Raw genomic sequence first — 15,110 nt, forward strand, 5'->3', positions numbered from 1 at the left:
CAATCTAGAGGTGGCTTGAGACATTGGGGACGGGCGGCAGTGTCTCATTGATGACACTGCGGGCACGAGCGTTGCTCTGCCGTCCTTGTGGAAACGGCACGGCGTTGAAACCGTGGGGTGCGCCTGGGAAGACATCGAGGTGCACGTCGACATCGGCCGCCCGCATGCGGGCGGCCACCCTACGGGTGTCGTCAAGTATTAGGTCCCGGGAGCCGGCGAAGATATAGGTGCGCGGGAAACCTTCGAATGAGCCGAACAGCGGAGAGATTGCTGGATCCTGCAGGTCCCGTCCGCCTGCGTACCAAGCGGCTGCCTGCTCAAGTTCCGAGTATACGAGGATGTCCCGCCCCTTATTGGCTCTTGACGAGTCTCCGCTGAGTGAAAGGTCCGCCCATGGGTGCACAGCGATGAGCGCGGCGGGCATCGGAAGGTCTTCCGCGGCAGCGCCCTGTAGAAGTGTGAGCGCCAGTCCACCGCCGGCGGAGTCACCCATGACGGCCAACCGGTCCGCGCCGATGGTTTCCAGCAGTGACCGGTAAACCGTAAGGGCATCGTCCTGGGCCGCCGGATAGGGATGTTCGGGGCTCAGCCGGTAGTCGACGCTAATCACATCCGGTCCATCATCCTTGGCCATCGGAATCGACAGGGCGCGGGGGCTTCCGAGCATGTAGGCGCCGCCGTGGAAGGCCAGGACCGTGCCCCGGGCGCTGTTGCCCGAACTGAAACGGACCACGGGGACTCCGGCGATGAGCTCTTCGGTCTGCTGGACGCCCCGCGGCGGCCGAAACCTCGACTCCATTTTGGTGCTCGAGGCCCGGACAGCGGCAACGTCGAACGGCTTACCTTCCCGCTGCCGGGCGCTCCTGGCCAAGATGGCCGTAATCATCTGGCCGGGAAGCCCCGAGCGTTTGGGCGCCTCCCCGAAGGTCATGAGGTCACCTGGGCGATACCGGTACGGGCGTGCTGGCCGAGCCAGCCAAGGCTGGGTTTGGGGTGCCGTTCGAAAGTGGTGCGGTCCACGGCGATCAGGCCGAAGGTAGGTCCCCAGTGGCCCCATTCATAGTTATCCAGTGCGCTCCAGTGCAGGTAGCCGCGGACGTCGAGGCCGTCGCTGACGGCGTTGTCCAGTCCGGCAAGGGCGGCTTCGGTGTAGCGAATTCGTACGTCGTCATCGTCGGTGGAGATTCCGTTCTCCGTGACGAGCAGCGGCGTTCCGCCCGTGATGTCCCAGGCGTGCCGTAGCGCCATCTCGAGGGCATCGGGCCGGTAAGCCCAACCCGAGAGGGTGTTGTCAGGATGGGCGGGGTGGGCGACGATGCCGTCCGCATCAACGGTCTGACTTGTGTAAGCCTGGATGCCCACGAAGTCGTCGCCCCGTGCTACTTCAAGGAACCGGTCCTCCCACTCCCAGCGGGTCCTTTCGAAGATCTCCTTGTTGCCCGGCGTAGGTTCAAGCTGCTGACCTGCGATTGTCCAGCCGGCTTTCGCCGGTGTATTCGCGTGTACGATCCCCACGGCCCGTTTGTGCGCCCGGGTGAGGATCTCAGCGATCTCACTGTCCGGAGTCGGCAGGCTGAGGCTCGTAACCGCGGTGTCGGTTTGTGTGTTTTGGCTGTTGTCAGCCATATTCCGCATCAGCGCTGCCATGGCAGCAATGATGTTTGGTTCATTGATGGTGCAGACCCATTGGACGTCGTGCAGGATAGTGGCGGCCTGTTCGACGTAGCGGGCAAAAAGATCGACAGCGTCAGGATGCAGCCATCCGCCTTGTTGGGCGAACCACGCCGGGGACGTGAAGTGGTGGAGGGTGACCACCGGGGTCAATCCTAGGCCCTGCGCGGTCTCGATCATCCGGCGGTAGTGGTCCAGTTCGACCTGCATGAATTCGCCGGGTGCCGGCTCGATGCGTGCCCATTCGATGCCGAAGCGGTAAGCGGTCAAACCGGCGTCCGCGAGGAGACGCATGTCTTCAGGGTAGCGGTTGTAGCTGTCGGTAGCGTCGCCACTGCGTTCGCTGACGAATGAGTTCGGGTCGTTCTCCAGGAACCACCAGTCCGAGTGGACGTTGCCACCTTCAGTCTGATGGGGCGAGGTTGAGGCGCCCCAGAGGAAGCCCTCGGGGAGCGGCGGTGCAGTTGTCATGTCAGGAATTCCTTCGGTGTCGGGGTGGGGTGTTCGGCTGCAGTGCTGGCTGCAACCGGCTTTGCCGTCATGGAGCGACGGAGAAAATGTCCTGCGGGCGGTACACACAGGCGAACTGGTGCTGCCCGGGACCAATAGCGGTTGAAGAGCCGTCGGGTAGAACCGCCGTCGCTGTCGATCCGGCAGGGACTGTCACCTCCATGGCAAAGGCGCTTCCGTTCAGCCGCCACCCGACCTCGATGAGACCTTGGGGTGAAAGGAACTGCGCGGTGGCGGTGGTGATTCCACCGCCGAGCATGGGGCGGACCTCGAAGTGCTTCCACGCTGTAGACCCCTGCGCCTGCTGCAGGCCCGCAACGTGGCTGTAGAGGAAGCGGATAACCGCACCTTTGCTGTAATGGTTCAGCGACGCTGACGCGTGCCCCTTCTCGTCGATCCCGTCCCAGTCCTCCCACACGGTGGTGGCCCCACGGCCCAGCATCCCCAACCAGGAGGGTGAGTCTTCCTGGAGGAGGAGCCCAAAGGCGGCCTCGAGGTGTCCGGCATCGGCGAGGACGGGGAGGAGCATGCCAGTGGAGAGGAATCCGGTCGTCAGCCGCCCGTCAGCGTCGTCGATTAGCTCGATGAGGCGTTGCCCGGCGGCACCTCTCTGTCCGTGGGGGATGAGATCGAACGCAAGGGCCCGCACGTACGCTGCCTGTGTGTCCTGGATCGTGCGGGTCTCAGCAGTGAGAAATTCCGCCTGCCACGCCAAGCGGATGCGCTCCGCAAGCTCTGCGTACCTGGTTGCGTCGACGGTTTTTCCGAGGATGAGCGCGGCCCGACTCAGCAGGAGCGTCGACCGGTAGAGGTAAGCGGTGGCGACTTCGCCTTTATCCGCGGTGAGGAACACCATCGGCGCGTCCACCATCGGATCGATCAGGGTGCCGTCTTCCCGGCGCTTTTTCGGTTCCAGCCATTCACCAAAGTGGAACGAGCCGTCCCAGATGAATTGCTCGTGTGATGCCGGCTCCGATGAGCGCTTTGTCCGCGACGGATGCCGGTGTTCCCGGGCTGTCCGCAGCGCGAATTCGACCCAGGCCCGCATGGAGTCCCAACTCTCCGTCAATATGGCTTTGTCCCCATAGTTCTCGTAGAGAGTCCACGGAACGTAGACTGCGGCGTCACCCCATCCCGCTGAGCCGCCCCCGGTGCGCGCAGGGTTCTCGGGGGTGTGCTTCATCCGTTCAGAGTCGGGTGAAAACATCGCGAGCGACCCGTCATCATATTGGTCATCCCGGACAGCCTGCAGCCACTTCCTGGTGAAACCGTCGATGTCGTAGAGATACGCAGCCGCCGGAGCGAAGACTTGGAAGTCTCCGGTCCAGCCGGAGCGCTCCCGCGTCGGGCAGTCGGTGGGTACGTCGACGATGTTGCCGCGGAAGCTCCACCGTGCCGCATCGTGCAGTTGATTAAGCTGCTCGTTGTTGCAGCTGAACCAGCTCGTCGGAGTCAGATCGCTGTGAACGACGACGGCACGTACGTCCTCGGCCGCGAGGGTCCGGCCGGGATGCTGGATTCGGGCGTACTGGAACCCGTGGACCGTGTGACGGGGTTCGAACACTGAACTTGCGGGACCGGCGATGACGCGGTCGACTTGCCGGTACGGGATATGTGCTCCTTCCGGGGTGTGGATGTCCAGGTGTGCAGTGGTCAGGTCGCCGGCCGCATCGATGTGCTCGCCGAACTCCAAGATAGTTTCGGAACCGACCTTCCCTAGGTTCGTCAGGCGGACCCAACCGGAAATGTTTTGGCCGAAATCGACCACGCTGGTGTCAGGGGCGATGGCCGTCACAGAGACGGGCTTGAGTTCTTCGATTCGTTTCGGAGCCGGAGCCGGAGACCATGTAGGAACCGGGGGGCTAACCGCGCCGACGACGACCGGGGCGGAAGCGGTGTCGGCGCGGGAGAAGTCAGTGGTCTGCCCAGTCATCAAATCAGCACGGGTGATCACCCCCGCATGGCTCGCCCACGTTGAATCAGTGCAGATCACCAGCATGGCATCATCCACCGTGGTGATCTCGAGCTGTGCCAGTGCGGCGGTGCGCTTGCCCCACGCGTCTTGGCGCTGCATACCGCCGTTGCGACCGCGAAACCATCCGTCGGAGAGGACGATCTCTATGCGGTTCTTCCCGGCATTCAGCGCCATGGTGACGTCATAGGCTTGCGCGTAAACGGTTTCGTCGTAGTTCGACGATCCCGGCGCCAGTTCGAGGTCTCCGACACGTTCCCCGTTGAGGAACACTTCGTAGACCCCGAGCGCGGTCGCGTACAGCCGGGCAGCGGCAGGAGCTACGTCCAGGGTGAATTCGCGACTCAGGGTGTAGGCCGGACGGTCCTCGGGGATCTCCGCTTCCTCAGTTGGGGAGATCCATTCCGATAACCAGTCGTCGGCACCGAACAACGGCGTCTCGAAAGCAGACCAATCTGACCATCCGGACCTGCCGTTCGCGCCACGTACTCGGACACGCCACTGCACACCGGTCCGGCTTGGAAGGTCCGTCCAAGGCCACGCGATCATTCGGTGTTGAGATGTTTCACTTTGAGAAACGACCATTTCCGAACCAATCCTGGCTTCAAGTTCGTATCCGTGTTGCGCGGTCATCCCTGCCGGCAGGCGCCATGACAGGTGAGGGTGGGGGGATGGGACGATCTGAGCGCTGGTTTGTTGGCCGGCGTCGAGGGCTGTCGGACAGTTGTGGGTGAGGTCGAAAGGCACGACGTTCCTTTTTCGCTGGAGTGGCTCGGGGGATGCTGGGCGGTCTATGGGGCATTTTTCACCTCGCGGACAACGAGGCGGAGGATGCTGAAGATGCCCGTAAAGAGGTAGAAGACGGGCTAGTCGTCGAGTGGGGTGAAGGCGCCGCGGGCAATGATGGCCGGGGCGATGGCGCGGGGGAGTTGGCAGGAGATGAGCATGATCAACATGTATTAGCCCTTTGACCGCGGATGCCCGGGCTCACCGCGGTGCCGAGCGCAGTGTCACCTGCCCGGCCCACGACGCTGAGGGCTGATTCTATGTGAGTCATGGGGTGATCCTCCTCGATCAGCCAGGGAATGCGCGGCGAAATTCTAACTCCACTTGGAGTTTCATTGAAGTGACAATATCACGAAATTCCGCGTGAGGTAAGATATTCAAAAGCGCAGTCTCGGCTGCAGTAAGGAGTTGAACTATGTCTACGGTGACGGGTACGCGGGGGCCTTATGCAAAGACCGCGAAGCTGCGCGCACGTGCCATTGAGGCCGCGATCGACCTGTTTGGCACAGCGGGTTACAACGGGGCTACACTCACGGAGGTCGCGGACCGTGTCGGCATGAGCCTGACAGGGCTCCAGCATCACTTCCCGGACAAGGACAGCCTCTTGGCCGCCGTGCTTGAAGAGCGTGACCGCCGGGCGAGTGCAGGGGTCCCCGAAGGACCCGGTGTGGAGACGCTCGAAGGTCTTTTGAGAATGCTCAGTGAGAGCGAAAAGAACCCGGGCCTGATGGAACTTCAGTGTGTCCTTTCTGCTGAAGCGACCTCGGCCGATCATCCGGCGCACGAATACTTCCAGCGCCGCTACTCAACACTACGTAACCAGGCAGTCTCCGGATTCGAGGAAATGGCCTCGCGAGGAGATCTCGTTCCGGGCATCGACCCACAACAGCTTGCAGCAATGGTCATCGCCCTGGTCGACGGTCTCCAACTCCAATGGCTCTTGGACCGCGACGCCGTCAACGTTGAGGCCGCCGTTCGCACCTTTATCCGCACCTTCATTCCAGCCGTCCGCTGACCCTCGCCGCCGGGTGAATCCCTGCCGGCGGACTTTTGACGGCACAGGAAATGGGCTTTCGTCCTCTCGCCGGGGGGCAATACTGAGGGCAATTTCGCTTATCAGGACCCCAGGCGCAGGCGCGTGGTACCGCCCTTGGGCTGGTGGGCGCCATCCACTGCCCGCTTGAGGTTGAAAGGTATGTGTTTCGCGGTGGCGACACTGCTGCCGCGCGTTTGTAGATTGCTGCGTTCGGCAGACCTATGGCTCAGTCCTCGCTGCGGCCCAGCTTTTTCGCCTCAAGGGCAGTGGACTAGTCAGTCATGGCGCGGGATATCATGCCGCGGTGCCGCGCCGGGAATGTACGCGCCAGGATGTCAGCGACGATGGCGCCGCGAGTGATAACAAGGCGCTCTCGCCGTTTGTGGATAGCACTCACGATCTGCCGGGCGGCGCGATCCGCGGAAAAAGTCAGGAGGGCATTCATCCGGGCAATCGATTTCACGGCATCTTCCGCATCCTGCGGCACCCGGGCACTGTTGGCGATGTTGGTTGCGATGCCTCCGGGGTGCACGACCGTTACACCGATGCCTTGCGGGATAAGCTCTGCCTGAAGTGAAAGGGTGAACCCGCGCAGCCCAAATTTGCTGGCGGAATAGGCTGCCTGACCAGCTGGACCGACGAGTCCGAAGAGGCTGGACACATTGGTGATGTGTGCGCCTGGTGTCTCACGGAGGTAAGGCAGGAAAGCTTTAGTCAGTGCTACTGGTGCCCGAAGGTTAATCGACGTGAGCCAGTCGAAGTCGTCCATGGAGATTTGTTCGACCCTGCCGCCCAGCGCTACACCGGCGTTGTTTATGAGGAGTCCTATTCGCGAATGTTGCTTCGCGATCTCTGTTGAGAGGCTGATGAAGTCGCTGTGGTCTGACAAGTCGATCACGTGTGTTGAAATCCGCCGGGTTGAGGCAAGGCGGGAAATGTTCTCCTCGGTTCGTGCGAGACCGGACGCGTCCCGGTCGATAAGTGCGAGATCGCTGCCCTGTCGCGCCAGTTCGACGGCAAGGGCCGCACCGATTCCGCTGGCCGCTCCGGTCAACACAGCTGTGCGGCCCTCGAAGACGTAGTTGTTCATGATTTAGTTCCCTTCGTTGTCAGTGCATGTGATGGCTCAGTGTCCTGTGTGCCCTGCCCTGACCAGAATTCGAGCGCAACGCGGGCGAAATCGTCGGCGCGTTCGATCTGGGGGAGGTGGCCGGTGTCGGCGAAGAGTTGCACTCGGGCATCGGCGATGCGCGAGGCTCCAAGCACGTGACTGACAGGGAGGATGCGGTCCTTCGTTCCCCACACGACAAGAACTGGCAGTCCTGTCGCCGCCACACGCTTAAGAAGCTGCCGCCGCCAGGCTGATTTGATGCCTCCGATGGTTCCCAGGGACCGCAGCAGGTCAAGGAAGTACTGGTTCGAGCCCGGAAGCGAGGCAAGGTCGAAGGCGAGCTTGATCCGTTCCGGTGTTGCAAAGGAGTGGTCGTGGTAGAGCGCCTTTTCCAGTATTTTTGCCGCCACGGGGTTGGGCTGCCTGAGCATCTCGCCGAGGCCGGGCACGGTAGCGAGCCGAAGAGCCATGCCCACTGATCGGCCAAACCCGGCGCTGTTTGCGAGCAGGAGGCTGCGCACCTGCTCGGGGCGATCTGCCGCGATCTGCATGGCCACCGCGCCGCCGAGTGAGTTGCCTGCGATGTGCACGGGCCCGAGGTTCTTCGCGACGAGGAAGTCGGAGACGGCGGAGGCCAGGAGCGGAAGGCGTGGGCGCTCCTCCGGGGGCGGCGAGTCGCCGAAGCCTGGCAGGTCCAGGCTCCATACCTGATGCGAAGCACTTAGGCGCTCGTGCTGGTCCCTCCAATCGGCGTGGCTGCGCCCGATACCGTGCAAGAGCAGGACAGGAACGCCGGTCCCTGTGACCCGGAACCGCAGCTGCCGTTCGTCGTCGTGCATTACGCACTCCTTACTGAGCTGTTCGTAAAGCGAAGGGCTGACTGGTCCCGGATTTTTCGACGGAAGAGCCGGTGATCGGAGAGGTAGTTTTGGTTTCTCCGCCAATCACTTCCGTCACCTTGGCGGGGGAGCAGGTGGACGCCTCGCTTCACATAGCCTGAGCCCATGTCGATAAGGGGCGGAAGGTTGTCACGCCGCCCTTCATAATGAGGGGTAACCGTGAGTGCCCCGGTGCGGCGCAGGGTGCGCAAAAGTCGTCGGACGTGGTCCGTTATCAGGTCGACTTTCAAGGTCCACGACGAGTTGGTGTACCCAAACGCGAACGCGAAGTTCGGCACGCCATCGAGCATCATTCCCCGGTAACTGACCCTGGAGGCAAGATCAATCAGTTCCCCGTCGATGCGGAATTCAATGTCCCCGAACATCAGGATGTTCAATCCGGTCGCGGTCACAATAATGTCGGCTTGCAGGTGGCCGCCGGAGGCGAGCTGGATGCCGTCTTCGGTGAAGGCGGAAATATGGTCCGTCATGACATCCGCCTGACCGTTGCGGATCGAGTCGAAGAGGTCTCCGTCGGGGGTCGCGCACAGCCGCTGGTCCCAGGGGTCATAGTCGGGCTTGAAATGACGGTCCACCGGATAGTCCGGTCCCAGCTGGCGGGTCACACCCTCGTGCAGAAGTGCCCGCATGCGCGCGGGACGCCTCCTGCTGAACTCATAAACGAACATGCCCTTCAGGATTCCTCGCCATCTGTTGGCGCCGGCGGCAACACGGAGGGGCAGGAACCGGCGGATCCGGTTGCCCAGAGTATCCCGGGAGGGGACCGCCGCGATGTAGGTGGGGGACCTTTGAAGCATCGTGACCTTTGCTCCAGCATCCGCGAGTGAGGGGACCAGCGTGACAGCCGTGGCACCGCTTCCGACGACGACGACCCGTTTATCTCGAACGTCCAGATCACTCGGCCATTGCTGCGGATGCACGACGGTGCCCTGGAAGCGCGGCAGCGTGGGCCAGGACGGCCTGTAGCCCTCGTCGTAGCGGTAGTATCCGGTCGCGCCGAACAGCATCCAGCACGTAAGGCTCCGAACCTCTCCGGTTTCGAGTTCCTCGTATTCCACCCGCCAGGTCTGTGCCTCGGAGGACCAGTCCGCCCGGATGACCCGGCGCCGATAGCGGATGAGCCGCGCCACCTCAGCTTGCTCGGCCACGGAGCGAAGGTACTCCTGAATTGTTTCGCCGGGCGCGATCGTCCGTTCGTCGACCCACGGATGCGAACGGAACGCGAAGGTTGTCATGTCAGAGTCAGAGCGGATACCAGGGTACTGAAACAGGCTCCAAGTGCCGCCGAGTTCATGCCGCGATTCAAGAATGGAGATGGACAGTCCTTCGCCTGAAAGCGAAGACGCCATGCCGATGCCGGAGATACCAGCGCCGACGATGAGCACATCAACATGTTCGTTCATGATTTCCCTAGGATTGTCGGTCAACGTGAAGAGTCCGTTTCCTGTGCATTCGCTTGTTCACCGGGTTACTTGTTCTGTGCTTGGGGATTGTGCGGCGCCCGATCTGCCTGGGCGCCGCTGTCTGGCTCAGCTCCGCGTTCGGAAGCGGCGCCGGACCAGCGCCGCGATCACGCCCAAAGCCAAGAGGAGGAAGGCCGCCGCAAGGACGGGACCGAGCTGGGATGAGCTGACAGTCGTCGCCCCGCTGGCGAGCTGGGCTGATCCATCGGTTACGGCCTTGGCACCGGCGTCCAAGGCGGTTGTCCCGGAGTGAACGGCCTGAGTCCCCTTGTCGAGCTCTGTTGAACCGCTTGCCAGGGCTGCAGTACCCGAGGACAGCGCCTCGGCTCCGCTGGCGAGGGACATGGTGCCGTCCGCCAAGGTCGAAGCGCCAGAGGCCAGCGTTTCTGTTCCCTCGGACAGGCTTGAGGCTCCAGCACTCAGTTGCCCTGCACCTTCCACTGTTGCCGTAGTACCCAGCGCAACGGCGCCGCTCCCATCTGCCAGTGCGCTGGCGCCCGAGGCCAGGGCAGAGGCCCCCGCCGCAGCGTCGCGGCTGCCTGCCGCAAGTGCGTCGCTGCCCGCGGCGACCGAGCCGGCGCCACCGGATACGGAGGCGGCTCCTGCTGCCAAGGATGCCGATCCTGTAGACATGGTCGAGGCACCATCTGCCAGGCTGGTTGCGCCCGCTGAGAGGACGACCGCACCATTTTTCAGGGAAGAAGCGCCGGGAAGCAGGACGGTGTCAAGCCCGGTGTTCACGTCCGACAGCCCGGTTGCAACGCTGCCGGCGCCCGCTAGGAGCCCCGCCGGGGAGGTGATCTGAGACTGCATCTGAGTCAGACCTTGGTTCGCCCCCGCGATGTACTGCTGCGTTCCCGCTGCGCCGGCCTTAACCGCCGGTGACAATGCAGCTATGGTCTTCAAGGATGCGACGTCTTCGTTGGTAAGGACGTGGCCGGCGGAAAGTGAGCTGAGAACAGTAGCGATCCTGTCCACCTCGGTTGCAGCAGAGGTCGTATCACTTGAGACCACGGAGGCTTCGACCAAGGCCGAACTTATCCCGTTGATACCTGTCGACACTGCTTCAATGCCGCCCTTCACCGCGTCGGAGCCGGATTGAAGGCTTCCGGTGCCCGTCCGGAGTTCTTGGAAACCAGCTTCCAGGTTTGTCGCGCCGACGGCGAGCGTCCCTGCGCCTCCGGCAACACCAGACGCGCCGGCGGCGAGTTCCCGCCCGCCGTTTGCCAAGGCGCTGGCGCCGGTGTCCAGGGCGGAAGCGCCTTCGGCAAGTGTCCCCGCGCCGCTTGCCAGCGTGTCGGCACCGCTGCTAAGGGCGTTGGTGCCGGACGACAGGGAACCTGCGCCGTCCGCGAGAGTCGACGCTCCGGCAGATGCGGCACCCGCCCCCTCGGACAGTTTTTGAAGCCCAAAGGTCAGGGCGGTCGCGCCGCTACTCACCGCGCCCGCACCGGTTGCGACGGCCGAAGAGCCAAGGGCAAGCGCCTGGGCCCCTTGGTCTAATCCTGCACCGCCAGCTGCGAGGAGCTCCGCGCCGCTCGCAGCTGCGCCAGCACCCTCGGCAAGCGTTTTGGAACCCTGTTGCAGGTTGCCCGTCCCCTCGACAAGTTTGCTGCTGCCGTCCTTCAGTTGTTGAGTTCCTGCAGAGAGCGCTTGAGCTCCTGCGGCCACTTGGTCGTTGACGAGGAGGAATCCTCCTGCGAGAACCAGCGGCAGAAGCAGCAATCCGCCTGCGACAAGCGGCCCGCGGTTGTTGCGAGATGATGCCGCGACCCTTTGCCTGGCAAGTTCCTCGGGGGTCGAGTGGTGTACCGGCTCAGGCTCGGGCGCTTTGAACATGGTGGATAAGGGCTGTTCAGGTGTCATGGAAATCCTCATCGTCGAGGTCGTATGGGTGGGGGAACTGCAGCCACAGTGGGCGGTTATATGAGAGCGCCAAGGAGCAGCATGCATGAACTCTTGACGTGAACGAGTCATGTGCACTTTCGGGCCGGGCCAACGGCCCGAAAGCGCGCGTGAGCACTGTGTTCTCGGAGCTCATTGGCTCCACGAACGGTCTATTGTCGGGTCGTGTGCCTAAACGGCCAGCCGCTCTGCCGGTTGACCCAATTGAGCCACCGCAGGATCCGTGTGGCGCGTTTGGGGGTGATGGTCCCTTCGGTCAGTGTGGGCATCATCCGGAAGTTGATTTGCCCGACGACATCATCTGCTATCGCGCTGAGCGGATCATCTTTGGTAAGGCCGAGTGTTCGCACCACCGCGTTGCGCATCAACCGGAAGACGAGGCCGCCGCCGGCCGTGTGTCTCATGTCCCGCAGTGCCGTATCCATATTAAAGGGACTGGAAACCTCGTTCGGCGGGAGTGGGCTTCCGTACAGTGCTTCGAAGTCTGGCCTTGTAAATGTCTTGCCGACACCGGGATTGAGGTACGGTGCGGGGGCGGCATCTCGGGCACTTGCCTCCGGCTGCCCCTGAGCAGTGACGACATGTGAGAATTTCACCTCCCGCGACGATGAGCCCACCAGAATCTCAAACTCGCCCGGTTCCAGCACCCAGGCGGCTCGTTCTGTGTCCCAGAAGGAGAAAGCGCGGCGCTCCAAGCACAGAGTAACGTCCTCGTGTTCGCCCGGGGCCAACTCGACCTTCGCGAAGGCTGCCAGCTCTTGTCGGGGACGGAACACCGACGATTGGACGTCGCGGACATACACCTGCACAACCTCGGATCCTCGGCGCGCTCCCACGTTCGTCAGCCGGAGGGTGACAGTCACAGGTGTCTCTGCAGTTCCGTCAAATTTGCTGGCACCCGGGCCGATGGGGGACCAGTCGAACGCCGTGTAGGACAGACCATGGCCGAAGGGGAAGGCCACATCCAGGCCGGCAGAATCAAAGTATCTGTATCCGACGTAAATGCTTTCCCAATACTCGGTCTGGGCGGGGCCGGCGGGGAGCCGGGACACCGGATGGTCCGAATATCGTTCCGGGAAGCTTTCGGCAAGGCGTCCACCGGGTTCGGCCGCTCCGACGAGTACGTCAGCCAGTGCCGAACCGCCGGCCTGCCCGCCGAGATAAGCCTCAACGATCGAAGGGACACGGTCACGCCACGGCATCTCAACAGGAGAACCATTCATCAGGACCACGACGGTATTCGGGTTGGCCGCGACGACGGCCGTCACCAGGTGGTTATGTGCCGCCGGCAGCTCCATGTGGACCCGGTCGGTTCCTTCCGACTCGAAAGCCTCGGGCAGCCCGATGACGACGATGGCGACATCGGCTGACTCAGCGGTCACGACAGCTTCCAGGTGCAGTGTTGAAGGTGAATCGACGAGGGTCCTGTCATAGCCTGGTGCATACGTCACGTGCTGGTCTCCGAGGGCTTGCCTCATTGAGTCCAGCAGGTTTTCAAGGCGTGTCGGGTTCACCTGCGAGCTGCCTCCGCCTTGATAGCGCGGTTCGGAGGCGAAGGCTCCGATGACGGCGACGGTTTCTTTGCCTGAGAGAGGAAGCAACCCGGTGTCGTTCTTGAGCAGTACGGTGCCTTCAGCTGCCGCCCGGCGTGCCAGGGCGTGGTGCGCCGCAAAATCTGGATCCAGGGTTGCATTCCGTGCGGGCAGATGCCCGCCCAGGGCCAGAACGCGCCCAGCCGCAGCGTCCAGGCGCTCATGCGAAATATCACCGCGTTCGACGGCTTCCTCGATCGCCCGAGCATTCAGAGGGCCGGGCATGGCGAGGTCCGTGCCGCCTTCCAGTGAGGCGACGCCGTCGAAGGCAGCCCCCCAGTCGGAGATGACAGCTCCCGTGTAGCCCCATTCATTGCGGAGGACATCACGAAGCAGCCAGGAGTTTTCGGTGCAATGGATGCCGTTGAGTTTGTTGTAGGCGGCCATCACCGTGGCGGGCCGTGCATCAATGATGGCCCGTTCAAAGCTGGCGAGATAGAGCTCGCGAAGTGCACGAACATCGACGAGAACGTCAATTCCGTAGCGACGCTGCTCCGTGTTGTTGGCAGCGAAGTGCTTCAACGACGCACCAACGCCCTCCGCCTGAACGCCTAGGATCCATCCAGCTGAAAGAGACGAGGACAACAACGGGTCTTCGGAGAAATACTCGAAATTCCGGCCACCGATGGGCGTTCGTTTGAGGTTCGCTCCTGGGCCAAGAAGGATGTCGACGTCCTGTGCGGCGGCTTCCCGTCCCAGGGCGTGACCAATTTCTTTGAGCAACCGCACATTCCAGGTGGCCCCGAGCGCGGCGGCCGTCGGGAAGCAGGTCGCGGGGTGCGCTGCCGCAAGGAAGCCCTGACTGGGATCCAAAAGGCGCCGGACTCCGTGTGGGCCGTCGACCATTCGTAGCGGTCGAACGCCTAAGCGGTCAACACCGTGGGTTTCAGTGGCATTTTGCCCGACAACCAGCGTCGCTTTCTCCTGCTCCGACAGGCGCAACGTGAACCCCTCGGGAGAAGACGGATCGGTAAGTTCGCCAGATCTGTGGCGGCCAGTCGTGATGTGCGCTGGTGCTGCTTCCATCATTCGCAAAACTCCGTTGTTCTAGAGGTGTATGGATCTGTTGCGAGGCTATGGTCTGGACCGCCAAGGACGTCCCGAGTGTGTGGCCAAGAGTCCGTTTGCAGGCTCTGAGCGCTTATCAGCCCTGCTCCGTGATCAGGTCAGAAGTCAGCCATGTCGCCATGCGCCGGATACTCCGGACAGCGGCAGGCGAATCAGGATTGTCCAGATGACCATGCAGAGTCCCTTTCTCGCAGATCATGAGAACGTCGACACCTGCGGCAACAAGCTCGGCGCCAAACTTATCTCCAGAGGCTCGGATACTGTCGGCCTCAGAGTTGAGGAGGAACGTAGGCGGCAAGCCCTCGAGCGTGTGGCCGCCGGCGAAGGCGTAGGCATTGGAGAGCTGCGCGGGATCGCCGACGTAATTGAGGTTGATAAGCTGCACCACTTCAGGCGTGAAGACGGCGTACTCAAGCGGCAGCCCTGCATACTTCGCGGCAAGCTCAGCTTGGAGGGGCGGAAGTTCGGCATGGAAAAGCCCGTAGGCCAGTAACAGGGTACGCGGTAGCGTAACTCCTTCGTCGCGCAAGCGCATAGCTGCTCCTGCAGAGAGGTTGGCGCCCGCACTTGCGCCACCCAGTGACCAGTCGCTCGGCTGCACTCCGGGTAGTAGTGTGCTGGCCCAAGTGAAAGCGGCGGTGACTTCCTCGGACGCAACCGGGAACAGGACCCCTTCACGCACCGGCGCCCCCAGAGCGGCGGAAGCCCATTCCGGTACGGCTGCCAGGCGGTAGTCGACCGTGACGACGGCGACACCACGGGCAGCCATTTCGCGGGCCACCCAATCACTTTCGGGCTGGTCTATGTCGCCGAAGGCAAAAGCGCCGCCGTGAACCCACACGAGTCCCCGCGTGGCTGTGGAAGGCAGGTACGTACGAACCGGGATAGCCCCGTGCGGGCCCTCGATCGTAAGATCCTCGATCGTGATTTCTGAAGCGAGCAAGTTGGGTGTCATGATGTTTCCTTTTCTACGGCAACGCAGGATGTCGCGGGCTGTGCCGGGAGAAGTCTGCAGTCCACGTCGAGTGGGATGAGGTGTAGGTGGTGTAGTGCCGGCTATTCCGCGGAACGGGGCCGTTGAGACGCCTAACAACAGC

The 15,110-nt window shown here is 62.7% G+C and carries 10 protein-coding genes; 1 reads left to right on the plus strand and 9 read right to left on the minus strand.

The features are described from left to right. Positions 1-4 precede the first annotated feature (4 nt). From FQP90_RS21220 to FQP90_RS21230, 3 genes are all read right to left on the minus strand, one after another. Positions 5-931: an alpha/beta hydrolase gene (locus FQP90_RS21220; protein WP_167510538.1), complete on the minus strand. Its 927-nt coding sequence runs from the start codon at positions 929-931 to the stop codon at positions 5-7. Beyond that, entirely contained in the window at positions 928-2,142 is a 1,215-nt protein-coding gene (locus FQP90_RS21225) for a glycoside hydrolase family 1 protein (RefSeq protein WP_144653048.1), read from the minus strand. The genes FQP90_RS21220 and FQP90_RS21225 overlap by 4 nt, the downstream gene beginning before the upstream one ends. Positions 2,143-2,209: 67 nt before the next feature. Continuing rightward, entirely contained in the window at positions 2,210-4,702 is a 2,493-nt protein-coding gene (locus tag FQP90_RS21230; protein WP_244296915.1) for a family 78 glycoside hydrolase catalytic domain, read from the minus strand. A 652-nt stretch (positions 4,703-5,354) separates the two neighbouring features. Here FQP90_RS21230 and FQP90_RS21235 point away from each other — a divergent pair. Then, a complete protein-coding gene (locus tag FQP90_RS21235; RefSeq protein WP_144653050.1) occupies positions 5,355-5,954 on the plus strand; it encodes a TetR/AcrR family transcriptional regulator in 600 nt (199 codons plus the stop codon). Positions 5,955-6,246: 292 nt separating this feature from the next. On the opposite strand, the gene FQP90_RS21240 is transcribed toward FQP90_RS21235, so the two are convergent. The 6 genes from FQP90_RS21240 to FQP90_RS21265 form a co-directional block, all read right to left on the minus strand. Next, positions 6,247-7,065 carry an SDR family NAD(P)-dependent oxidoreductase gene (locus tag FQP90_RS21240; RefSeq protein ID WP_144653051.1) on the minus strand — a complete coding sequence of 273 codons (819 nt, stop codon included), beginning with the start codon at positions 7,063-7,065 and terminating at the stop codon, positions 6,247-6,249. After that, the gene (locus FQP90_RS21245; RefSeq protein ID WP_144653052.1) at positions 7,062-7,925 is read right to left on the minus strand and encodes an alpha/beta fold hydrolase; all 864 of its coding nucleotides are present in this window, start codon (positions 7,923-7,925) and stop codon (positions 7,062-7,064) included. Before FQP90_RS21245 ends, FQP90_RS21240 begins: the two co-directional genes overlap by 4 nt. Continuing rightward, complete coding sequence (locus FQP90_RS21250) at positions 7,925-9,388, minus strand: flavin-containing monooxygenase (RefSeq protein ID WP_167510539.1); 1,464 nt, start codon at positions 9,386-9,388, stop codon at positions 7,925-7,927. Before FQP90_RS21250 ends, FQP90_RS21245 begins: the two co-directional genes overlap by 1 nt. Before the next feature lie 126 nt (positions 9,389-9,514). Further along, positions 9,515-11,314 (minus strand): hypothetical protein, encoded by a 1,800-nt coding sequence (locus tag FQP90_RS21255; RefSeq protein ID WP_167510540.1) that lies wholly within the window; start codon positions 11,312-11,314, stop codon positions 9,515-9,517. 191 nt (positions 11,315-11,505) lie between these two features. Then, positions 11,506-13,758, minus strand: coding sequence for a glycoside hydrolase family 3 C-terminal domain-containing protein (locus tag FQP90_RS21260; protein ID WP_167510541.1), 2,253 nt, complete (start codon positions 13,756-13,758; stop codon positions 11,506-11,508). A 331-nt stretch (positions 13,759-14,089) separates the two neighbouring features. After that, positions 14,090-14,968, minus strand: coding sequence for an alpha/beta hydrolase (locus FQP90_RS21265; protein ID WP_144653055.1), 879 nt, complete (start codon positions 14,966-14,968; stop codon positions 14,090-14,092). Between the last annotated feature and the right edge of the window lie 142 nt (positions 14,969-15,110).

It is taken from the genome of Paenarthrobacter nitroguajacolicus (assembly GCF_007786235.1).
Lineage (GTDB): Bacteria > Actinomycetota > Actinomycetes > Actinomycetales > Micrococcaceae > Arthrobacter > Arthrobacter nitroguajacolicus_A.